The following is a 20947-nucleotide window of genomic DNA, read 5'->3' on the forward strand; positions in this document are numbered from 1 at the left end:
ATCCCCCTGTGGAGGTGCCAGTTGGCCGGTCAGGAAGCGGTACGGGTTCCGGGACGGTGGAATCCCTGGGCGGCGCTCGCGCTCTTCGGCGCAGTCGTCGCGGTGGGCCTGCTGTGGGCGAAATGGCTGCCGTACACCGAGAAGGTCGGCGGCCTGCTGGACGCCCCCGAATGGTCGGGCGGCTCCATCCTCGACAAGGCCGGGGACGCCGGCGCGGGCCCCTCGCTGTCCGGGGGCTGGGAGTTCACCGAGTCCTACTTCGCCTCGGTGTGGAAGGCGGTGGTCGTCGGCCTGATCGTCGCGGCGGCGGTGGAGGCGCTGGTCACCCGCCGCTGGCTGCTCCGCCTGCTCGGCAGGGGGCGCGGCCCGTACCGCGACTCGCTCGTCGGCGGGCTGCTGTCGCTGCCGAGCATGATGTGCACCTGCTGCACCGCGCCGGTGGTCACCGCGCTGCGGCGGCGCGGGGCGTCCACCCCGGCGGCGCTCGCCTACTGGGTGGGCAACCCGACGCTCAACCCGGCCGTGCTCGTGTTCCTGGCGTTCGTCGCGCCGTGGCAGTGGACGTTCACCCGCCTGGCCGTCGGCGCCCTGCTGGTGTTCGTGGTGACCGCCCTGGTGAGCAGGCTCGCGCCGCGTGACGCCGACGTGCCCGTCCCGGGCGCGGCGGACGAGGAGGCGGGCGACGTCGCGCTGCGCGAGGCGCCCCGCCGGTTCGGGCGGGCGCTGCTGCGGATGTCGGTCACGCTGGTCCCCGAATACCTGGTCGTGGTCTTCGCGCTCGGCGCGTTCCGCGGCTGGCTGTTCCCGCTGGACGGGTCGGCCGCCGAGTGGGGCGTGCTGGCCGTCGTCCTCGCGGCGGTCGTCGGGACGCTCGCGGTGATCCCGACCGCCGGCGAGATCCCGATCGTGCAGGGCCTCACGCTGCTCGGCGTGGGCGCGGGCGCCGCCGGGGCGCTGCTGATCGCGCTGCCCGCGCTGAGCCTGGTGTCGATCGTCATGGTGGGACGCGCGCTGTCCTGGCGCGTCACGCTCGCGATGGCGGCCTCGGTGGCCGGGTGCGGGCTGCTCGCGGGCGCCCTGCTCTGGGCGATCAGCTAGCCGCCGGCCGCCGGTTCCTGCTCGGCTGCCCGCTGCCGCTGGAGGCAGCGCATGCGGCGGCGGCCGGGCAGGAACAGCGCGGGCACGACGGCGGCGGCGAGCGCGCAGGTCGTGGCGAGGAAGATGTGGTTGTAGGCGTCCTGCGCCCTGGCGATCTCGGCCGCCGAGTGCGGGCCCTCGGGGGACACCGAGCCCAGCGCGGCGACCAGCAGCGCGGCGAGGAAGGCCGTCCCGACGGCGCCGGAGACCTGGCGGTTGAGGGCCGTCAGCGACGACGCCTGCGCGACGAACCGTCCCGGCAGGACGTTCATCGCCGCGACCGTGGTCGGCATCATCGAGATCCCCATCCCGAGCCCCTGGACGACCAGCACGGCCAGGATCCAGCGCACCGGCGTGTCCGGGCTCAGCCGGGCCAGGGCGAACGTCGGGACGGCCATGCCCACCAGGCCGACCAGCACCGGGACGCGGGAGCCGATCCGGTCGGCCAGCCAGCCGCCGAGCGGCATCGTCACGGCCACCGCGACCGCGGCGGGGGATAGCAGCAGGCCGACGTCGCGCGCCGTCATGTCCCGGACGACCTGGAACTCGACCGGAAGGTAGGTCAGCCTCGCGTACTGCGCGAGCGCGTTGATGAAGATCACGATCATCGCCGCGGTGAAGATCGGGAACGCGAACATCCGGAAGTCGATCAGCGGGTCGGGCCGCCGCAGCGACCGGCGCACCAGGACGGCGAGCGTCGCGACCGCGGCCGCCGCCGTCACCAGGCCGGTGGCGGTCAGCCCGTGCTCGGGCACGTGCCGGGACACCACCACCAGGGTGATCACGCCCGCCGCGGCGAGCACCCACCCGCCCCAGTCGAGCGGACGCGCGGCGCGCCGTCCCGCGTCGTCCTGCAGCAGGGCGAGGCCGAGCAGCAGCCCGATAAACGCGACCGCTGTGAGCAGCAGGAAGATCCAGCGCCAACTCGCGGCGGTGACCACCCAGCCGCCGACGGGCGGCCCGAGCGCGGGCGCGGCCATCATCGCGATGCCCCAGACGCCGAGCGCCAGGCCGCGGCGGTGCGGCGGGAACATCTCGTACACCATCGCGGTGGCCAGCGGCATGATCGCGCCGCCGCCGAGGCCCTGCACGACCCGTCCGCCGATCAGCAGCGTCATCGTCGGCGCGACCGTGCAGAGGACGGAGCCCGCGGCGAACGCCGCGATCGACAGGTTGTAGACGCGGCGCCGTCCCCACCGGTCGCCGAGCCCGCCCACCGCCGGCTGGACGACGACGATCGCCACGAAGTACGCGCCGATCACCCAGTCGGGGCTGATCCGCGCGCCCGCGCCGAGGTCGGCGGCGATCGGCGGCAGCGCGATGCCGAGGACGGTGAGGTTCATCGCCACCGCGTAGGTGCCGAAGAGCAGGACGGCGGTGACGACCCACGGTCGCCGGACATCGGAACACGAATCCACCCGGGTCACAGAATCAACATACGACATACTCTATTTTCTATTGACATGGATGATTTCGTATATGATCCTGGGTCCGATGCGCCTGGGAGGCGAATCCGGTCTGGTGACCGGCTCGGTCTTCAAAACCGCAGAGGCCCGGACCACCGGGCCTGGCGGGTTCGATTCCCGTCCGCCTCCGCCACCGAGAAGCAGAGCCACTGACAGCAGACTCCGGACGGAGGAGCTCAGATGAGCCGCAAGATCACAGTTCTCAACCCCGAGGGCAGCGCCCCCACGGTGGACGGGAAGTCACTCGCCCCCAGGCCCGCCGGCCTCGACGGCACGACCGTCTTCCTCGTCGACGTCGGATTCGAGAACTCGGGCGACTTCATGGGCCAGCTCCAGGCGTCCCTGCGGGAGAGCCGGCCCGGCGTCGCGACGGAGATCGTCCACCTGCGGACGCCGTTCGACCCCGTCCCGGACGTGTACGAGCGGATCAGGAACGAGGGCTCGGCCGCCATCCTCGGCGTCGGCCTCTGAAGCACGTGCGCGCCGGCGGTCGCCGGCCACGCCACGCGCCTCGAGTCCGAGTACCGCGTCCCCACCGTCTGCGTCCACGCCGAGTCGTTCGCCCGGCTGGTCACCTCGACCAGCAGGCTCGCGGGCGTCCCGGGCCTGCGGCACGCGTTCGTGCCCGCGCCGGTTCCCGGCCGCACCCCGGCCGAGCTGCGCGCCTACATCGAGGGCGCCGACCCGCTGTCGGGCGAGCAGGTCTCCCGCGCGCTGATCGACGGCCTGACCAGGCCGCTCAGCGAGCAGGACATGGACGGCGTCGCCTTCGAGCGCACACGTGACCGGCTGATCGAGCCCGGCACCGAGGAGAACCTGCAGCGGCTCTTCCAGGAGAACGGCTGGACCGACTCGCTGCCCGTGGTGCTGCCGACCGAGGAGCGCGTGGCGGCCATGCTCGCCGGGACGAGCCACGCCCCCGACGAGGTGGTCGGCAAGATCCGGGCGGCGACGTCGCGCGACTTCTGGTCGTTCACCGTCGAGCAGGCCGCGGTCAACGCCGTCATGGCCGGGGCGCGCCCGGAGTACTTCCCGGTGATCCTCGCCCTGCTGGCCAGCGGCTACACGGCGCGGCACAGCAGCATCTCGTCGATCGGCCAGATGGTCATGGTGAACGGACCCGTCCGGCGCGAGCTCGGGATGAACTCCGGGATCGGCGCGCTCGGCCCGTACAACCACGCCAACTCCACGATCGGCAGGTCGTTCGGGCTCGGATCGCAGAACCTGCAAGGCGGCTCGGTCCCGGGCGTCAGCTACGTCGGGACGATCGGCAGCCCCTTCTCGCTGACCAGCCTCACGTTCGCCGAGGACGAGGAGAACAGCCCGTGGGAGCCCTACCACGTCCAGTACGGCTTCGAGCCCGGCCAGAGCGCGGTGACGATCTTCGCGCCCGTCCGGTCGCTGATCACCGCGCCGAGCGGGGTGCGCGAGGACTGGCGGGAACGCGCGTCGGTGCTGTTCGGCTCCATCCGGGCGGGCGGCGGCGCGATCCTGCTCGCCGACCCGCTCGCCGCGCGCGCCCTCGCGGAGCGCGAGGGCTTCACGGAGAAGAAGGCGCTGATCGAGTGGATCGCCGCCAACGCGCGGATGCCCGCGCGGCGCTGGTGGGGGCAGGCGCTGCAGGACATCTTCTACGGCAACCGCGCCCGTGACGGCGTCGAGCCCTGGGCCACCTACCTCAAGGCCGGGCCGGACGAGCTGATCCCGGTCAACGAGCCCGAGGACGTCCACGTCGTCGTGGCCGGCGGACGGACCGTCGCGGTCTGGAGCGTGCTCGAAGGGTGGGCCAACCGCCGCTTCGGCAGCGCCCTCTCCGGCCGCACCCTCGCGATCGACCCCTGGCGATGACCCCTTTTGAACGACCGGCGCCCACCCCGCACGGAAGGTGAAGGAAGATGAGACACCACCGACGAACACGGCTCGGCTGGACGGCCGGCGCCGGTGCCGGAGCGCTGCTCCTGGCGGCCGCCGCCTGCGGGGGAGGGGACGGCGGCTCGTCCGGCGGCGCGGTGACCCTGCGGATGTACTCGACGACCACCACCGAGCCCGCCTTCGCGGCGCTCATCGACGGCTTCCACAAGAGCCAGTCGAAGATCAAGGTCAAGGCGGAGTTCATCCCGTCGGCCAAGGTCGGCCAGGTCACCACCACCATGATGCAGGCCGGCAACCCGCCGGACCTCATCGTGGCGAGCCCCGGCTCGGGCGGCGGCTCGAACGGGCTGTCGGTGCACCGGCTGGCCGAGGCGAACCGGCTGGCCGACCTGTCCGCCCGTCCGTGGGCCGCCGACCTGCCCGAGCTGCTCAAGCCGACCGCGCAGTTCGAGGGCAAGACCTACAGCCTGATCCTCGGCGTCTCCACGCAGTTCCTCAACTACACGACCACCGACTTCGAGAAGTGGAAGGTCGAGCCGCCCAGGACGTTCAAAGGGCTGCTGGACATGTGCGCCATGATCAAGTCGAAGGGCATGTACGCGATGGCGTCCGGCGCCGCCGACATGGCGGGCAACCGGATGCGGATGCAGGTGTTCAGCGCCGCCAACGTCTACGCACTGGAACCGGACTGGGACAAGAAGCGGGCCGCGGGCCAGGTGAGGTTCCAGACGTCCCCCGGCTGGAAGAAGACGTTCCAGCAGGTCCAGGACCTGGTGACGCACGACTGCTACTACCCCGGCTCGGCCGGGCGCACCACGGAGGAGGCGCGCAAGCTCGGCGCGTCCGGCAAGACGACGATGGGCATCGGCCCGTCGATCGCGGCGGCGTACCTGTCCAAGGCCAACCCGGACCGCAAGTGGGCGGCGGCCGCGGTGCCCGCCGGGGACACCGCCACCCCGAACCTGCCGCTGGAGGTCTCCGGGATCTCGGTCGCCAAGCGCGGTAAGAACGTGGCCGAGGCGATCACGTTCCTCGACTACCTGGCCGCGCACCGCGACGTCTACTCCAAGAACAGCGGCGCGTTCTCCCCGGCGATGATGGCGAAGGGCGAGCTGCCCGACTTCCTCAAGCCGCTGGAACCGCTGGCCAAGCAGGGCAGGTTCAGCCTCGCCGCGAGCACCATGTGGCCGAGTGAGGCCCCCGCCCAGGTCGCCTACAAGAACATGACGGGCCTGCACAACAACACACGGACCGTCGACGACATTTTGAAGGCCATGGACCAGGCGTGGGACAACGGCAAATGACGGAAAGGACCACGAAAAAGCACGCGGACACGTCGGCGCTGCCGCCCCTGGTGGCCGCCGACGATCCCGAAGGCGACCCTGCCAGCTGGTGGCGGCGGCGCCGGGACGCCGGGCCCGCGGGAGGCGCGCGCAAGCCGCCCTGGTTCCTGGCGATGCTGGGGATCGCGCTCCTGATCGGGATGCACTTCATCGCCCCGCTGTCCGGCGGCGTCTACGCGTTCACCGACTGGGACGGCTTCAACACGGCGACGTTCATCGGCTGGGACAACTTCCGCGAGATCATGGACTCGTCGGTCCAGCGCGGCGCGCTGCTGCACACGTTCGTGCTGGCCGGGTCCTACCTCGTCCTCGTCAACGTGGTGGGCCTGGTGCTGGCCCTCGCGCTGAACAGGACGCTGAAGTCCCGCAACTTCCTGCGGATGGTGTTCTTCGCGCCCGCCGTCCTCAGCCCGCTGGCCGTGTCCTACATCTGGCAGTACATGTTCACCTACGACGGCGCGATCAACCGGATGCTCGGCGGGATCGGCCTGGACGGCCTGCGCCGCGAGTGGCTGGGCGACCCGTCGACGGCGATCTGGTGCGTGCTGGTCGTCATGGTGTGGCAGCACGCCGGCCAGGCGATGATCATCTACCTGGCCGGGCTGCAGGGCGTCGCCGACGAGCTGGAGGAGGCCGCGGTCATCGACGGGGCGCGCCTGTGGATGCGGCTGCGCCGCATCACGCTGCCGCTGCTGGCGCCCGCGTTCACCATCGTCTCCACGCTGATGCTGATCTCCGGGCTGCGGGTCTTCGACCAGGTGTTCGCGCTCACCGGGGGCGGCCCCGTGTACTCCACCGAGACCCTCGCGACGCAGGTCTACCAGCAGACGTTCGTCGAGGGACGATTCGGGTTCGGCGCGTCCATCGCGATGGTGATGACCGTGCTGATCTCCGTTCTGGGAATCGCCAACATGATGTATCAGCGAAGCCGGGAAAGGCGGTTGTGAATGGGTGCCTTCCGGTACACGTCGCGGTCGTTCGTCCGAGAGGTCGTGATGATTCTGGCGGCGCTGCTTTTCGCGATGCCGCTCTATTTCCTGATCGCCATCTCGCTCAAGACCGACCAGCAGCTCACGCTGGAGCCCATGAAGCCGCCGCTGGCGGACCCGAACTGGGGCAACTACGCCGACGCGTGGTCCAGCGGCGGCACGACGGGCGGCATGGGACGCGCGTTCCTCAACACCCTGATCATCACGGTGGGGAGCGTGGTCTGCCTGGTCCTGGTGTCGTCGCTGACGGCGTACGTGATCGCGCGGCGGACGTCCAGGCTGAGCAACGGGCTCTACGTGCTGTTCGTCATCGGGTTCATCATGCCGGCGACGCTCGGGCTGGTGCCGATCTACGTGGTGATGCGCAGCGCGGGGCTGCTGGCGACCTACCACGGGATCATCATCCTGCACACGGCGGGCATCCTGCCCTTCGCGGTGTTCCTGTACGTGGGGTTCATCCGCGCGCTGCCCACCGAGTACGAGGAGGCGGCGCAGGTCGACGGCGCCGGGATGCTCCGCACGTTCTTCAAGGTCGTCATCCCGCTGCTCAGACCGATCACCACCACGGTGGCGATGCTGTCCGGCCTGATCGTGTGGAACGACTTCTTCCTCGCGCTCATCTTCATGAGCGGCAGCTCGATCGGCACCTTGCCGATCGCGCTGAATTCGTTCGTCAATGAGAACTACACCCAGTGGAACCTTGTGTTCGCGGGCGCGACCATCGCCATTCTCCCCATGCTGTGCGTCTTCGTCGTCGCGCAGCGGCAGTTCGTCCGGGGCCTGGCCGGCGGAATTCGAGGCTGAATATGGGAACGATCGACATTCGCGGGCTCGGCAAGGTGTACCCCGGCGGTACCCGCGCGCTCCGCGATCTCAATCTGGAGATCGCCGACGGGGAGTTCATGATCTTCGTCGGCCCGTCCGGCTGCGGCAAGACCACCGCGCTGCGCATGATCGCCGGGCTGGAGACCATCGAGGAGGGCGAGATCAGCATCGGCGGGACGGTCGTGAACCGGGTGGAGCCCCGGAAGCGCGACGTCGCGATGGTGTTCCAGAATTACGCCCTCTACCCGCACATGACCGTCTACGACAACATCGCCTTCCCGCTGCAGTGCGAAGGCAAGCGCAAGCAGGAGATCAAGGACCGGGTGGAGGAGGCCGCGCGCCTGCTCGGCCTCGGCGAGCTGCTGAAGCGCAAGCCGCGCGCGCTGTCGGGCGGGCAGCGGCAGCGGGTCGCGATGGGGCGGGCGATCGTCCGCAAGCCGCAGGCGTTCCTGCTGGACGAGCCCCTCTCCAACCTGGACGCCAAGCTCCGCATGCAGATGCGGGCCGAGCTGTCCACCGTCCAGCGGACGCTCGGCGTCACGACCGTCTACGTGACCCACGACCAGGTCGAGGCCATGACGATGGGCACCCGCATCGCCGTCATGCGCAACGGGCTGCTCCAGCAGGAGGGCACCCCGGAGCTGGTGTACGACCGTCCGAGCAACATGTTCGTCGCGACGTTCATCGGATCGCCCGGCATGAACCTGCTGAGCTGCCCGCTCGTCGCCGACGGCCCCGGCGACCTGCACTGCGTGGTCGGCGACCAGCGGATACCTGCGCCGAAGGAGCTGCACGGGGCGCTGGAGCGCTTCGCCGGGTCGGAGATCGTCGTGGGCGTCCGTCCGGAGAAGCTCACCGACGCGCCCGTGCACGCCAGGCACGGGGACGGGGCGGCATCCGGACGGCTGCGCGGCGAGGTCACCGTCGTGGAGATGCTCGGGCACGAGCGGCTGATCCAGGTCGAGGTGCCCGGCGAGCCGGTCGCCGCCGACCCCGAGTTGGAGAACATCCGGCGGCCCCAGAACGGCCAGAAGTCCGGGGCGTCCGCGCCGGGCAAGGCCGTCGTCTACGCGCGGTTCTCGCCGTCGTCCACGGTGAAGCCGCTGGAGACCGTCGACATCCCGGTGAACCCGTCCGACCTGCACTTCTTCGACCCCGAGACCGGTGAGGCGATCCGATGACGAGCGACGACTTCGAGGTCCTGGTCGCGGGCGGCGGGGTGGCCGGGCTGACCGCCGGGCTGTTCGCCGCCCGCGCGGGCCGCCGGGCCGGGCTGCTGCTCGGCGACGACATCGGCGGCGGCCACCTGCTCAGCGTCGGCAAGATCGAGGACTTCCCCGGGTTCCCCGAGGGCGTGGCGGGCTTCGACCTGTGCCCGATGCTCCAGGAGCAGGCGCAGGACGCGGGTGTGGAGTTCCTGACGACCGGCCTGACGGGCCTGGCTTCGTCCGATGGCGCATGGACGGCCACCACCGGCGACGGCGAGACCCGCGCCGGGGCCGTCGTCGTCGCGACCGGGTCGGCGCTGCGCGAGCTGGACGTCCCCGGCGAGGCCCCGCTGCGCGGACACGGCGTGTCCGACTGCGCGACGTGCGACGGGCCGTTGCACCGCGGCAACACCGTCGCCGTGGTCGGCGGCGGCGACTCCGCGCTGCTGGAGGCGCTGGAGCTGACGACCCATGTGGGCAAGGTCCTGCTGCTGCATCGCGGCGAGAGCCTCGACGGGCAGCACACCTACGCGAAACGGGTGCTGGAGCACGCCTCGATCGAGGTGCGGTACTCCACCGTCGTCGAGGAGATCCTCGGCGACACGGTCGTCTCGGGCGTCCGGGTCAAGGACACCGGCACCGGCGAGACCGCAGAGGAGAAGGTCACCGGGGTGTTCGTGTATGTGGGTCTGCGTCCGCGTACCGACGTCCTGCGCGACCTGCTGACACTGGACGGCGACGGCCGGGTGCCCACGGACGGCGCGATGCGCACCGTCCTCCCCGGCGTGTTCGCCGCAGGCGACATCAGGACCGACTCGGCGGCGCAGGCCGTCACGGCGGCCGGTGACGGCGCGACCGCCGCGCTGGCCGCGCACCGCTACCTCGCCGACCCCGGCCGCGCCTGGCCGGTCCCCCAGCCGAGAGGAGCCACCGCATGACGATCAGCGTGTACGACCCGCGCGGGTACCCGCCCAAGGTGGAGGGACGGTCCCTCGCGCCCAGGCTGGAGACCCTCGACGGCAAGGTCGTCTATCTGGTGATCGCGCCGTTCGACAACACCGACGTGTTCATGGAGCAACTCGCCGCCTGGTTCAGGGAGAACCGGCCGCAGGTCGAGACGCGGATCGTGGCCACCGAGGCGTTCGGGCAGGACTCCCCGGCGATGCGGGCGGAGATCGAGGCGGCCGGGGACGCGGCCGTCGTCGGCCTCGGCCTTTGAAGCACCTGCGCCCCGACGGTCGTCGGGATAGCGGCGGAGCTCGAACGCTCGGGAGTGCCCACGGTCGGCGTCCACGCGCGGCAGTTCCGCAGGATCGCCGCCAACGTCGCCCGGACGAAGGGCATGCCGCGCATGCGGCAGGCGTACCTTCCGGGCGCGATCTCCGGGCGGTCGGCCGCCGAGCTCACCGGGTACATCGAGGGAACGGACGCCGTCACCGGCCGCCCGTTCATGGACGAGCTGCTCGACGCCCTCGCCGGGCGGCTGGACGAGGAGGACCTCAAGGGAAGCTCCTACGAGCGCCCCAGACAGCAGCTGGTCGAGGCCGCTGACGCCGAGTCCGCGCACGCGCTGTTCCTGGAGAACCGCTGGACGGACGGCCTGCCGATCGTCCTGCCGACCGAGGAGCGGGTCCGGGAGATGCTCGCGGGCACGTCCCGCCGCCCGGACGAGGTCGTCGGACGCCTCGCGCCCGCCAAGTTCCGGGAGCGCTGGGAGTTCACCGTCGAGAAGGTCGCCGTCAACGCGGTGATGGCCGGGGCCGGGCCGGAGCACTTCCCGATCGTCCTGGCGCTGGCGTCCAGCGGGGTCACCGCGCGGATGAGCAGCCTGACGTCGATGGCGGCGATCGCGATCGTCAACGGCCCGATCAGGCTGGAGGCGGGGATGAACACCGGCATGGGCGCGATGGGCCCGTACAGCAGGGCCAACGCGACCATCGGACGCGCCTACGGGCTCCTGTCGCAGAACCTGCAAGGCGGGTCGGTGCCCGGCGAGACCTACATGGGCACGCTCGGGAACACCTACGCCTACACCGCCGCGTTCCCCGAGAACGAGGAGGACAGCCCGTGGGAGCCGCTGCACGTCCAGCACGGGTTCCGTCCGGACGAGAGCGCCGTGAGCCTGTTCCTCGGCGGCTGGTACACGATCTCCGGTGCCTCGCCGCGCCGCAAACACTGGGAGGAGATCCTGCGCGGCGCACTGCGGGCCTGCGATCCGGCGTTCGCGCCGCTGGTGGTGATGGACCCGACCGCGGCGCGGGACTTCGTTGAAGCCGGGTTCCCCGGTAAGGACGACGTCCGCGCGTGGCTGGCCCGCAACGGCCGGATGTCCGCCGGCGAGTACTGGTCGAACGGGGTCGTGCGGGCCATCCTCCGGCCGCTGGCCTTGGCGGGTGAGGAGCCGCACGCCACGAGGTTCAAGGCGTCCGGCGACGAGCCCGTCGAGATCTACGACGCCGCCGACATCAACATCGCGGTCATCGGCGGCGGGACCGCGAACGCGTCCAAACTGATCGCCGCCCGCCACGAGACCACCGTCCCGGTCGACCCCTGGCGCTGAGAACCCTGGCGCTGAGATCCCCGGCGCTGAGAGAGAGGAACAGCCGTGATCGCCGAGCCACAGCGCGGACGGCTCGGCGATCACCGCGGTTCCGGGACGTCAGCCGGCGGTCGCCTCCCATGCCTCGTCCATGGCCTTGAGGACGTCGTCCACGGTCCGGGTCTTGTTGTAGAGGCCCGCCATCGTCTTGTACGCGGCCTGGGCGGGCGCGTCCGACGGCCACATCGTGCTGGCGCCCAGGCTGTAGCGGCCCTGCTTGGCCAGCGGTTCCAGCGGCTTCAGGAAGTCGGGCAGCTCGCCGCGCTCCATCTGCGCCGGGGAGAACGCGCCGGTCTTCTCGGCGTACAGGTCGCGTTTCTGCGCGACGAAGTCGAGGAACTTGGTCGCCTCCTCGACGTTGTCGCCCTTGGCCGCCACCGACAGCCCGCTGACCTCCAGCGGGAGGATGCTCTGCCTGCGTCCCGGCACCGGGACCGCCGCCCACTTCCGCGCCGGGTTGCGCCGGGTGACGTAGGACGAGGCGGTCGACGGCCCGATGCCCATCGTGGCCTTGTCGCTCTTGATCTGGAGGTTCTTGCCCTCCTCGGTGGTGCGGCCCGCGCCGCCCGGGTAGTAGCAGTCCGCGTTGATCATGTCGGCGACCTGCTGGAACGTCTGCCGCCAGCCGGGCGTGGTCTGGAACTTGACCTGGCCCGCGGCGCGCTTCTCGTCCCACTTCGGGTCGTCGCTGTAGACGTTCGCGGCGGCGAACGACTGCAGCAGCATCCGGTTGCCCGCCTGGTCGGCCGCGCCCGGGACCAGCGCGTACTTGTCATGCCCGCGGATCTCGCCGCACAGCTTCAGCAGCTCGTCGAACGTGCCCGGCGGCTTCAGCCTCCAGTCCTCCAGCTCGGTGACGGTGTAGTCCATGAAGTGCGTGGACACCCCGACGACCAGGGCGTACGCCTTGCCCTCGTAGGTGACGGTGGGGGCCAGCAGCGCCGGGACGTCCTTGGCCCACGGCTTGTTCGTGACGTCCGCCAGCCGGCGGGCCTTGGCGAGCTTGTGGAGCGGCAGCCCGGTCGCGCCGCCGCCCGACCCGGGGGAGATGTTGAGGACGTCGGGCGGGTTGCCGCCCTGCAGCTCGGTGGTCGTCGCCGGTCCGATCTTCGGCGCCGGGACGTACTGCACCGTCATCTTGATGCGGGGCGCGTTCGCGTCGTTGAACTCCTTGACGATGGGGTCGAGCCCGTCCTTGACGGCCGGGGACGCGTACATCCGCAGCGACGCGTTCCCGGAGCCGCCGCCCGAGCCGCCGCAGCCGGCGGCCAGCACCACCGCGGAGGCCCCCGCGACCAGGGCGAGGCTCCGCCTGCCCCGGCCGCTCCGCCGATTGCCTTCCATTGGTCCTCCCAGTTGCCGGTTGCCTCTCACGGGGGCGCACACCCTCCGCGGTCAGCGCCACTCGTCGACGGACACGGTCCGGCCGGACAGCGAGCGGTCCAGCTTCGTGCCGTTGGCCATGCCTTCGAGGACGCTCCAGGTGGCGGCGCTCCGGCCGCCGACGACGATGACGTGGACGTCCTCGGGCACGTTGATGCGGACCTCCTCGTCCGGCGCGGCGGCCCGGTAGGTCGCCCAGGGCTCCTCGCCCGCCTCGGCGCGGTAGCCGAAGAACAGCTCCTGCAGGCCCTGCGCCCACCACCGGCGGGCGGGCAGCCGCCCGGCGCCGGAGATCCACTCGATGAGGTCCTCCTTGCGGGCGAACCCCTGGTGCTCGACGAGGTTCTGCGCGGCGAGCGGGTCGAGCAGCAGCACCGCGCCGCCGGACGCGCGCGTCGCGTTGAAGATCGTCCGGGCGTGGTCGCGCCAGTCGTCGCGGATCCCGCTCGGCGCGGTGATCATCGTCCGGACGCCGCGGAAGACGGTGGCCGTGCTGTCGCCGGGCGCGAACCCGTGCTGGACGTGGTACGCCTCCCAGGGGCTGTGCTCCTCGTTCTCCGCGAACGTGAGGTTGGTGAACGAGAACGGGTTCCCGATCGACCCCATGTAGCTGATCCCGGGCGACGACCCGCCTTGCAGGTTCTGCGAGCCGATGCCGTAGGCGCGTCCGATGGTGGCGTTGGCCCTGCTGTACGGGCCGAGCGCGCCGATCCCGGAGTTCATCCCGATCTCGTCGCGGATCGGGCCGTTGACGACGACGGCCTCCGACATGGAGGAGATGCTGCTGTGCCGGGCCGAGTAGCCGCTGCCCAGCAGCGCCAGGATCACCGGGAAGTACTCGGGGGCGGCCCCGGCCATGACCGCGTTGACCGCGGCCTGCTCGACGGTGAACTCCCAGTAGTCGCGGGTGGAGGCGGCGCGGAGCCTGCCGACCACCTCGCTCGGCGCGTGGCCGGTGCCCGCGAGCATCGCGGCGACGCGCTCCTCGGTGGGCAGGACGATCGGCAGCTTGTCAGTCCAGCCGTTCTCCAGGAAGAGGGCGTGCAGGTCGTCCTCGGTGGCCGGTTCCAGCAGCCGGGACCTGGCCTGCTCGAACGTCGCCCCGGCCATGTCGGCCTCGTCCAGCGGCCTGGTCAGCCCGTCGAGGAGGTCCCTGGCGAACGGGTTGCCGGAGACGGGGTTGTCACCCTCGACGTATCCGCGCAGTTCGCCGGCGGTGCGGCCGGGCACGGGGGAGGGCACGAACGCGTGCCGCAGGGTGGGGACGCCCGCCAGCCGGCTGGTGGACGCCACCAGCCGGGCGAACGCGTCCGCGTGGACGGAGACGGTGGGGATGCGGTACTCGGATTCGAGCCGCGTGGCGTGGCCGGCGACCGCCGGCGCGCAGCCGCTTCAAAGACCGACGCCGAGGATCGCGGCGTCGCCCTCGGCCGCGATCCGCGCGTACAGCTCCGGTGCCGGGTCGAACGGCGTGGCGAGGTGGACGGTCACCGTCGTGATGTCCGGGCGGTGCTCCTGGAGCGAGGCCCCGAGCTGCTCGATGAGGTCGCCGGAGTTCTCGAAGCCCGCGTCCACGAGGAACACGGTCCTGCCGTCCAGGTCGCCGGGGCGCGGGGCGAGCGACTTGCCGCCGACGGTGGGCGCGTTGCCCTCGGGATGGAGAACCGTGATCTTACCGGCCATGACGACATCTCTCCTGAGCTGCGGGTCTCGCCGCGATCGTTCGTATCAAGAACAGTTGTTCGCATAGCGATTCTCCGCCGGGGTGTTGAGGTTGTCAACAGCTACATTGACCTGACATCTGCCTCCGGCTACCGTTCGGATCAAGCACACTTGTTCATCATCCGAACGGAACCGCCACCCTGCGATGAGCCGATGACAGCGAGCGAGGAGACGGACGCCGGGGTCCGGGGGCCGCATTTCGTCCAGTCCCTGGAGCGCGGCCTCAACGTGATCAGGGCGTTCGACGCGTCCACGCCCGAGCTGACGCTCAGCGAGGTCGCGCACGCCACCGGCCTCACCCGGGCCGCCGCGCGCCGGTTCCTGCTCACCCTCGCCGACCTCGGCTACGTGCGCAGCGACGGCCGCCGGTTCTCGCTGACGCCCCGCGTCCTGCGGCTCGGCTACGCCTACCTGTCGTCGCTGTCGCTGCCCGAGGTCGCCGAGCCGCACCTGGAGGGGCTCGTGGCGATGGTCCACGAGTCGTCGTCGGTGTCGGTGCTGGACGGCGACGACATCGTCTACGTCGCGCGCATCCCGACCTCGCGCATCATGACGGTCGCGATCAGCGTGGGCACCCGCTTCCCCGCCTACGCCACGTCCATGGGCCGGGTGCTGCTCGCCGCCCTGCCCGACCCCGAGCTGGACGAGCGCCTCGGCCGCGCGGCGCACCGCCCCCTCACCGGCCGGACGGCCACCGACCAGGCCGTGCTGCGCCGCGAGATCGACCGCGTCCGCAAGCAGGGCTGGTCGCTGGTCGACCAGGAGCTGGAGGACGGCCTGCGCTCGATCGCCGCGCCCATCCGCGACGCCGCCGGCAGGGTGGTGGCCGCCGCCAACCTCTCCACCGCGTCCAGCCGCACCCCCGCCGCCAGGATGCGCCGCGAGCTGCTGCCGCTGCTGCTGGACGCCACCGCCGGGATCGAGGCCGATCTGCGCGCCGCGCGCGGCTGACCGGGCCCGGGTCCGGGAAGGACGAGGACATGCACGTGATCGCCACCGCCGGGCACGTCGACCACGGCAAGTCCACGCTGGTCGGCGCGCTCACCGGGATGGAGCCCGACCGGCTGGCCGAGGAGCGCCGCCGCCGGCTCACCATCGACCTCGGGTTCGCCTGGACGGACCTGCCGGGCGCGGGCGAGGTCGCGTTCGTCGACGTCCCCGGGCACGAGCGGTTCGTCGCCACCATGCTCGCCGGAGTGGGCCCGGTGCCCGCCGTCCTGTTCGTCGTCGCCGCGGACGAGGGCTGGATGCCGCAGAGCGCCGAGCACCTGGAGGCCCTCGACGCGCTCGGGGTGTCCCGCGGCGTGCTCGTCGTCACCCGCTCCGACCTGGCCGATCCGGCGCCCGCCATCGAGGAGGCGCACGAGTGGATGGCCGACAGCACGCTGCGCGACCTCCCGGCCGTCGCGGTCAGCGCGATCACCGGGGACGGGCTGGACGACGTCCGCGCCGCCATCGCGAACCTGGTCGCGGGCCTGCCCGCGCCCGACGCCGCCGCGCCCGTCCGGCTGTGGGCCGACAGGTCGTTCTCCATCCGCGGCGCGGGCACCGTCGTCACCGCCACGCTCGGCGCGGGGACGGTCGAGGTCGGTGATGAGCTGCTCAACACCGAGGGCAGGTCCGTGCGGGTGCGCGGCATCGAGGCGCTGGGCGAGCCGCGCGACCGCGTGACCGCGACCGCGCGGGTCGCGCTGAACCTGCGCGGCGTCGACCGCGCCGACGTCCCGCGCGGGCTGCCGCTGCTCACCCCGGGCGCCTGGCGGATGGCGGACTCCGCCGACGTGGAGCTGCGGCCGGCGTCCGCGACCCCGCCGCCGGAACGGCTGATCATGCACATCGGCACCGCCGCCGTGCCCTGCCGCCTCCGCCCGCTCGGGGACGGGCACGGCCGCCTGCGGTTCGACCGGCCGCTGCCGCTGCGGTACGGCGACCGGGCCGTCCTCCGCGACCCCGGCCGCCGCCGGATCGCCGCCGGGCTCGTCGTCCTCGACGTCGACCCGCCCCCGCTGGCCAGGCGCGGCGCGGCCAAGGCGCGGGCCGCCGAGCTGTCGGGGATGCGCACGGCGGGCGACGTCGCGTCCGGGCACCTCCGCCGCGGCCTGCGGCGCGGCGCGGAACTGGCCGCGATGGGCCTGCCCGCGCTGGGCGACCCCCGCCACGGCGACTGGTGGACGGACGACGCCCGCTGGGCCGAATACGCCGCTGACCTGGCCGAAGCCGAACGCCGCCACCGCGAAGGCCACCCGCTGGAGCCCGGCATGCCGGTGGCCGCCGCCGCCCGCCGCCTCGGCATCGACCCCGCCCTGATCCCCGAGCTGGCCCGGCACGCGGGCCTCGCCTGCGAATCGGGCCTGCTCACCCCGCCGGGCCACGACCCGGGGCTGCCTCCGGCGCTGGACAAGGCCGTCCAGGTGCTGGAACGCGACCTGGCCGCCGACCCGTTCGGCGCCCCGAACGCCGGCCGGCTGGCCGAGCTGGGCCTCGGCACCGCCGAGCTGGCCGCCGCCGAACGCGTCGGCCGGCTGCTGCGCGTCGCGCCCGGGATCGTCCTGCTCCCGGACGTCGACCGCCGCGCCCTCGGCGTCCTGACCACGCTGCCCCAGCCGTTCACGCTGAGCGACGCCCGGCAGGCGATGGGCACCACCCGCCGCGTGGCCGTCCCCCTGCTGGAACTCCTGGCCGCCCGCGGCCTGACCCGCCGCACCGACGACGACAGGCACGAGACCCTCGACCCGACCGACTGAAGCTCTATATTCTGTCTCCTATGTCCACCGGGACGATCATGCTGACGGTCGACGGCGAGCACCGGTCGCTGACCGTCGACACGCGGACCACGCTGCTGGACGCGCTGCGCGACCACCTCGGCGTGACGTCCCCGAAGAAGGGCTGCGACCACGGCCAGTGCGGCGCGTGCACCGTCCTGCTGGACGGACGGCGCGTCCTCGCGTGCCTGGCCCTCGCGGTGGCGCACGACGGAGTGGACATCACCACCGCGACCGGGCTGTCCCCGGACGGCGAGCTGCATCCGCTGGCGCGGGCGTTCATCGACCACGACGGTTTCCAGTGCGGCTACTGCACTCCAGGCCAGCTCTGCTCGGCGGCGGGCATGCTCGATGAAGTCCGGGCCGGTGGGCCGAGCCACGTCACCGACGACCTGGAGGGCCCGATCGTCCTGGACGACGAGGAGATCCGCGAGCGGATGAGCGGCAACCTGTGCCGCTGCGGCGCCTACCCCAACATCGTCGCCGCGATCCGCGAGGTGTCGGGGTGAGGCCGTTTGACTACGAGCGTCCCGCTGACGCGGGCGCGGCCGTGGCCACGGTGGCGGCCCGCGCGGACGCCGCCTTCCTCGGCGGCGGGACGAACCTGGTCGATCTCATGAAACTGGGCGTCGCGGGCCCGGCCCTCCTGGTCGACATCACCGCGCTGCCCCTCGACCGGATCGAGCCGCTCCCCGGCGGCGGGTTGCGGATCGGCGCCACCGTCCGCAACGCCGACGCCGCCGCCGACCCGGAGGTCCGGCGGCGCTACCCGATGCTCGCGCGGGCGCTGCTGGCGGGCGCGTCCGGGCAGGTGCGCAACATGGCGACCGTCGGCGGCAACCTGCTGCAACGCACCCGCTGCGTCTACTTCCAGGACGTGACCCTCGCCTGCAACAAGCGCGAACCCGGCTCGGGCTGCGCGGCGTTGCACGGTTACAACCGCCATCACGCGATCCTCGGGGCGTCCGAACGGTGCGTGGCGGTGCACCCGTCCGACATGGCGGTGGCCTTGGCGGCGCTCAACGCCGTCGTCCAAGTGCAGGGCCCGGACGGTGAGCGGGCCGTTCCGGTCGCGGACCTCTATACCGGGGACGAGCCCGAGCGCGACACCGTCCTGGCGCACGGCGAGCTGATCACCGCGATCGACCTGCCCGAACCCGCCGCCGGACGGTCGGCCTACCGCAAGGTCCGCGACCGCGCGTCGTACGCGTTCGCGCTGGTCTCGGTGGCCGCCGCCCTCGACCTCGCCGACGACGGCTCGGTGCGTGACGTGCGCGTCGCGTTCGGCGGGCTCGCGCACCGGCCGTGGCGGGCGAGGCGGGCCGAGGCGGCGCTGCGCGGCGCCCCCGCCACCGACGAGTCCTTCCGGACGGCCGCCGACGCCGAACTGTCCGCCGCCCGCCCGCTGCGCGGCAACGCGTTCAAGGTGCCGATGGCCCGCAACACCCTGACGGCGGTGCTGCGCGAGCTGGCCCGGCCGGACGCCCGATGACCAGCGCACCACCGGGAAGCCGGGCGATCGGCGCGTCCGTGCCGCGCCTGGAGGGACGGGCGAAGGTCACCGGCACGGCCCCGTACGCCTACGACCAGCCGGTCGAGGCCCCGCTGTACCTCGCCGCCGTGACCGCGACGATCGCGCGCGGCCGCATCACCGCGGTCGACACCGCCGAAGCCGAACGCCTGGACGGGGTCGTCGCCGTCCTCACGCACGAGAACGCGCCCCGGCTGGCGTCCGACGAGAACGCGGAGCTGTGGGTGCTGCAGTCCGCCGACGTGGCCTTTCGCGGCCAGCTCATCGGCGCGGTCGTCGCGTCCGGCCCGGAGATCGCCGCGCAGGCCGCCGGACTGGTGCGGGTGGAGTACGACGCCCGTCCGCACGACGTCGAGCCGGGCCCCGGCCGCGACGACCTCTACGCGCCCGGCACGCTCACCACCGGGCTGGAGACCGACACCGCCGCGGGCGACGTCGACGCGGCGATGGCGGCAGCGGCGGTCGCGCTGGACCTGACCTACACGACCCCGATCCAGTACCACGTCCCGATGGAGCCGCAGACCACCGTCGCCCGCTGGGACCGGGACGGCGACGGCGACCGCCTCACCCTGTATGACTCCACGCAGGGCGTCATCCGGATGCGGCAGGTCATGGCGGCCGTCCTGGGCCTGCCGCCGGGCCGCGTCGAGGTCGTGTCCCCGCACGTCGGGGGCGGTTTCGGCAGCAAGCTGCGGCCGAAGGCGCATCACGTCCTCGTGGCGCTCGCCGCCCGGACGGTCGAGGGCCGCCCGGTGAAGTTCGCGCCGACCCGCCGGCAGACGTTCGCGGGGTCCGGGTACCGTCCCTCGACCGTCCAGCGGATCAGGCTCGGCGCGGACGCGGGCGGACGGCTGACCGCCGTCGCCCACGACGCGGTCGGCGGGACCTCGAAGCTCGTGGAGTTCGCGGAGCAGACCGCGCTCGCGACCCGCACCATGTACGCCGCGCCGAACCGGCGCACGACGCACCGGCTGGCCGCGCTGGACGTCTCCGTCCCCACGGTGATGCGGGCGCCAGGCGAGGCGCCGGGCATGTTCGCGCTGGAGTCGGCGATGGACGAGTTGGCCGTCGCCTGCGGCCTGGACCCCATCGAGCTACGCGTCCGCAACGAGCCCGGCCGCGACCCCGAGACCGGGCTGCCGTACTCCACCCGCAACCTGGTCGCCTGCCTGCGGGAAGGCGCCCGCCGCTTCGGCTGGACGGACCGCGACCCCACCCCCGGCGCCCGCCTGGACGGCGGCTGGCTCGTCGGCACCGGCGTGGCCGCCGCCACCTATCCCGCATATCCGATCATCGGCCCGTCGAGCGCCGTGATCCGGGCGACGGCCGCGGGCCGCTACCGGGTGGAGATCGCCGCCGCCGATATCGGCACCGGCTCCAGGACGGCCCTGACGCAGATCGCCGCCGACGCCCTGGACGTCCCCCTGGACGCCGTCGACCTGCGGCTCGGCGAAAGCACGCTGCCCACCGCCGCCCCCGCCGCCGGGTCGATGGGCCTGGGCGGCTGGGGCTCCGCCGTCATCGCGGCCGCCCGCGCCTTCCGCGACAAGTACGGCGCGGCCCCGGCGGAGGGTGCCGAGGCCGGGGCAAAGGGAGAGGGGGTCCCCGGGGCCGGGAAGGTCGCGCTGCACGCGTTCGGCGCCCAGTTCGCCGAGGTCCGGGTGCACGCGGACACGGGGGAGATCCGCGTGCCCCGCCTGCTCGGCGTGTTCGCCATCGGACGGGTCGTCAACCCGCGCACCGCCCGCTCCCAGCTCGTCGGCGGGATGGTGATGGGCCTGTCGGGGGCGCTGCACGAGCACGCCGTCATGGACCCGGGTCCGGGCCAGGTCGTCACCCGCGACCTGGCCGACTACCACATCGCCGCGCACGCGGACGTCCACGACGTCGACGCGGTCTGGATCGACGAGGCCGACCCGCACTACAACGAGCTCGGCGCGAAGGGCGCCGGCGAGATCGGCGTTGTCGGCGTCCCGGCGGCCATCGCGAACGCGGCGTTCCACGCCACCGGCGTCCGCGTCCGCGACCTCCCGCTCACGCCCGACGCGTTCCTGCGCTGACGTGCGGCTGCGCCGGTGGAGAAGTCTTGTTTCGCAAACTCTATATACTG

General features: G+C 72.5%; 19 protein-coding genes and 1 tRNA gene. 16 read left to right on the forward strand and 4 right to left on the reverse strand.

Annotated features, from left to right (window positions below):
- The first annotated feature begins 21 nt into the window (after nt 1–21).
- A complete protein-coding gene (locus ACH35V_RS33945; protein WP_395978886.1) occupies nt 22–1098 on the forward strand; it encodes a permease in 1077 nt (358 codons plus the stop codon).
- On the opposite strand, the gene ACH35V_RS33950 is transcribed toward ACH35V_RS33945, so the two are convergent.
- Nucleotides 1095–2564, reverse strand: coding sequence for an MDR family MFS transporter (locus ACH35V_RS33950; RefSeq protein ID WP_395978888.1), 1470 nt, complete (start codon nt 2562–2564; stop codon nt 1095–1097). The genes ACH35V_RS33945 and ACH35V_RS33950 overlap by 4 nt on opposite strands.
- 76 nt (nt 2565–2640) lie before the next feature.
- Between ACH35V_RS33950 and ACH35V_RS33955 the strand changes: the two genes are divergently transcribed.
- The 10 genes from ACH35V_RS33955 (at nt 2641) to ACH35V_RS34000 (ending at nt 11400) form a co-directional block, all read left to right on the forward strand.
- A tRNA-Sec gene (locus ACH35V_RS33955) sits at nt 2641–2736 on the forward strand.
- Between the two features lie 47 nt (nt 2737–2783).
- Nucleotides 2784–3074: a hypothetical protein gene (locus ACH35V_RS33960; RefSeq protein WP_395978890.1), complete on the forward strand. Its 291-nt coding sequence runs from the start codon at nt 2784–2786 to the stop codon at nt 3072–3074.
- A 150-nt stretch (nt 3075–3224) separates the two neighbouring features.
- Complete coding sequence (locus tag ACH35V_RS33965) at nt 3225–4451, forward strand: UGSC family (seleno)protein (protein ID WP_395978892.1); 1227 nt, start codon at nt 3225–3227, stop codon at nt 4449–4451.
- 47 nt (nt 4452–4498) lie between these two features.
- Nucleotides 4499–5779: an ABC transporter substrate-binding protein gene (locus ACH35V_RS33970; RefSeq protein WP_395978894.1), complete on the forward strand. Its 1281-nt coding sequence runs from the start codon at nt 4499–4501 to the stop codon at nt 5777–5779.
- Nucleotides 5776–6765: a carbohydrate ABC transporter permease gene (locus ACH35V_RS33975; protein ID WP_395978896.1), complete on the forward strand. Its 990-nt coding sequence runs from the start codon at nt 5776–5778 to the stop codon at nt 6763–6765. The genes ACH35V_RS33970 and ACH35V_RS33975 overlap by 4 nt, the downstream gene beginning before the upstream one ends.
- The gene (locus tag ACH35V_RS33980) at nt 6766–7611 is read left to right on the forward strand and encodes a carbohydrate ABC transporter permease (RefSeq protein ID WP_395978898.1); all 846 of its coding nucleotides are present in this window, start codon (nt 6766–6768) and stop codon (nt 7609–7611) included.
- A 2-nt stretch (nt 7612–7613) separates the two neighbouring features.
- Nucleotides 7614–8813, forward strand: a complete 1200-nt coding sequence (locus ACH35V_RS33985) for an ABC transporter ATP-binding protein (RefSeq protein WP_395978900.1) — start codon at nt 7614–7616, stop codon at nt 8811–8813.
- Nucleotides 8810–9778 carry an NAD(P)/FAD-dependent oxidoreductase gene (locus ACH35V_RS33990; RefSeq protein ID WP_395978902.1) on the forward strand — a complete coding sequence of 323 codons (969 nt, stop codon included), beginning with the start codon at nt 8810–8812 and terminating at the stop codon, nt 9776–9778. The genes ACH35V_RS33985 and ACH35V_RS33990 overlap by 4 nt, the downstream gene beginning before the upstream one ends.
- Nucleotides 9775–10059: a hypothetical protein gene (locus tag ACH35V_RS33995; protein ID WP_395978904.1), complete on the forward strand. Its 285-nt coding sequence runs from the start codon at nt 9775–9777 to the stop codon at nt 10057–10059. The genes ACH35V_RS33990 and ACH35V_RS33995 overlap by 4 nt, the downstream gene beginning before the upstream one ends.
- 54 nt (nt 10060–10113) lie before the next feature.
- Nucleotides 10114–11400 (forward strand): UGSC family (seleno)protein, encoded by a 1287-nt coding sequence (locus ACH35V_RS34000; RefSeq protein ID WP_395978906.1) that lies wholly within the window; start codon nt 10114–10116, stop codon nt 11398–11400.
- A gap of 99 nt (nt 11401–11499) precedes the next feature.
- Here ACH35V_RS34000 and ACH35V_RS34005 read toward each other — a convergent pair whose 3' ends face one another.
- From ACH35V_RS34005 to ACH35V_RS34015, 3 genes are all read right to left on the reverse strand, one after another.
- Nucleotides 11500–12783 carry an ABC transporter substrate-binding protein gene (locus ACH35V_RS34005; RefSeq protein ID WP_395978908.1) on the reverse strand — a complete coding sequence of 428 codons (1284 nt, stop codon included), beginning with the start codon at nt 12781–12783 and terminating at the stop codon, nt 11500–11502.
- Between the two features lie 51 nt (nt 12784–12834).
- Nucleotides 12835–14115 (reverse strand): UGSC family (seleno)protein, encoded by a 1281-nt coding sequence (locus ACH35V_RS34010; RefSeq protein WP_395978910.1) that lies wholly within the window; start codon nt 14113–14115, stop codon nt 12835–12837.
- 99 nt (nt 14116–14214) lie between these two features.
- Entirely contained in the window at nt 14215–14505 is a 291-nt protein-coding gene (locus ACH35V_RS34015) for a hypothetical protein (protein ID WP_395978912.1), read from the reverse strand.
- A 192-nt stretch (nt 14506–14697) separates the two neighbouring features.
- Between ACH35V_RS34015 and ACH35V_RS34020 the strand changes: the two genes are divergently transcribed.
- Genes ACH35V_RS34020 through ACH35V_RS34040 form a run of 5 tightly spaced genes read left to right on the forward strand, consistent with a single transcriptional unit; the run spans nt 14698 to nt 20897 of the window.
- On the forward strand, nt 14698–15495 hold the full coding sequence (locus ACH35V_RS34020) for an IclR family transcriptional regulator C-terminal domain-containing protein (RefSeq protein WP_395978914.1): 798 nt from the start codon (nt 14698–14700) through the stop codon (nt 15493–15495).
- A gap of 29 nt (nt 15496–15524) precedes the next feature.
- A complete protein-coding gene (gene selB / locus ACH35V_RS34025; protein WP_395978916.1) occupies nt 15525–17288 on the forward strand; it encodes a selenocysteine-specific translation elongation factor in 1764 nt (587 codons plus the stop codon).
- Nucleotides 17289–17308: 20 nt separating this feature from the next.
- A complete protein-coding gene (locus ACH35V_RS34030; protein ID WP_395978918.1) occupies nt 17309–17815 on the forward strand; it encodes a 2Fe-2S iron-sulfur cluster-binding protein in 507 nt (168 codons plus the stop codon).
- On the forward strand, nt 17812–18798 hold the full coding sequence (locus tag ACH35V_RS34035; protein ID WP_395978920.1) for an FAD binding domain-containing protein: 987 nt from the start codon (nt 17812–17814) through the stop codon (nt 18796–18798). The genes ACH35V_RS34030 and ACH35V_RS34035 overlap by 4 nt, the downstream gene beginning before the upstream one ends.
- Entirely contained in the window at nt 18795–20897 is a 2103-nt protein-coding gene (locus ACH35V_RS34040) for a xanthine dehydrogenase family protein molybdopterin-binding subunit (RefSeq protein WP_395978922.1), read from the forward strand. Before ACH35V_RS34035 ends, ACH35V_RS34040 begins: the two co-directional genes overlap by 4 nt.
- Nucleotides 20898–20947: the final 50 nt, after the last annotated feature.

Source organism: Actinomadura sp. 1N219, assembly GCF_044326405.1.
Lineage (GTDB): Bacteria > Actinomycetota > Actinomycetes > Streptosporangiales > Streptosporangiaceae > Spirillospora.

What these genes read in the sequence shown, in the direction of transcription:
- ACH35V_RS33960 (WP_395978890.1), top strand. Translation starts at nt 2,784, where the DNA reads ATGAGCCGCAAGATCACAGTTCTCAACCCCGAGGGCAGCGCCCCCACG.
- ACH35V_RS34040 (WP_395978922.1), top strand. Translation starts at nt 18,795, where the DNA reads ATGACCAGCGCACCACCGGGAAGCCGGGCGATCGGCGCGTCCGTGCCG.
- ACH35V_RS34005 (WP_395978908.1), bottom strand. Translation starts at nt 12,783, where the DNA reads ATGGAAGGCAATCGGCGGAGCGGCCGGGGCAGGCGGAGCCTCGCCCTG.
- ACH35V_RS33970 (WP_395978894.1), top strand. Translation starts at nt 4,499, where the DNA reads ATGAGACACCACCGACGAACACGGCTCGGCTGGACGGCCGGCGCCGGT.
- ACH35V_RS34015 (WP_395978912.1), bottom strand. Translation starts at nt 14,505, where the DNA reads ATGGCCGGTAAGATCACGGTTCTCCATCCCGAGGGCAACGCGCCCACC.
- ACH35V_RS33995 (WP_395978904.1), top strand. Translation starts at nt 9,775, where the DNA reads ATGACGATCAGCGTGTACGACCCGCGCGGGTACCCGCCCAAGGTGGAG.
- ACH35V_RS33975 (WP_395978896.1), top strand. Translation starts at nt 5,776, where the DNA reads ATGACGGAAAGGACCACGAAAAAGCACGCGGACACGTCGGCGCTGCCG.
- ACH35V_RS34030 (WP_395978918.1), top strand. Translation starts at nt 17,309, where the DNA reads ATGTCCACCGGGACGATCATGCTGACGGTCGACGGCGAGCACCGGTCG.
- ACH35V_RS33985 (WP_395978900.1), top strand. Translation starts at nt 7,614, where the DNA reads ATGGGAACGATCGACATTCGCGGGCTCGGCAAGGTGTACCCCGGCGGT.
- ACH35V_RS34020 (WP_395978914.1), top strand. Translation starts at nt 14,698, where the DNA reads ATGACAGCGAGCGAGGAGACGGACGCCGGGGTCCGGGGGCCGCATTTC.
- ACH35V_RS33980 (WP_395978898.1), top strand. Translation starts at nt 6,766, where the DNA reads ATGGGTGCCTTCCGGTACACGTCGCGGTCGTTCGTCCGAGAGGTCGTG.
- ACH35V_RS33990 (WP_395978902.1), top strand. Translation starts at nt 8,810, where the DNA reads ATGACGAGCGACGACTTCGAGGTCCTGGTCGCGGGCGGCGGGGTGGCC.
- selB (WP_395978916.1), top strand. Translation starts at nt 15,525, where the DNA reads ATGCACGTGATCGCCACCGCCGGGCACGTCGACCACGGCAAGTCCACG.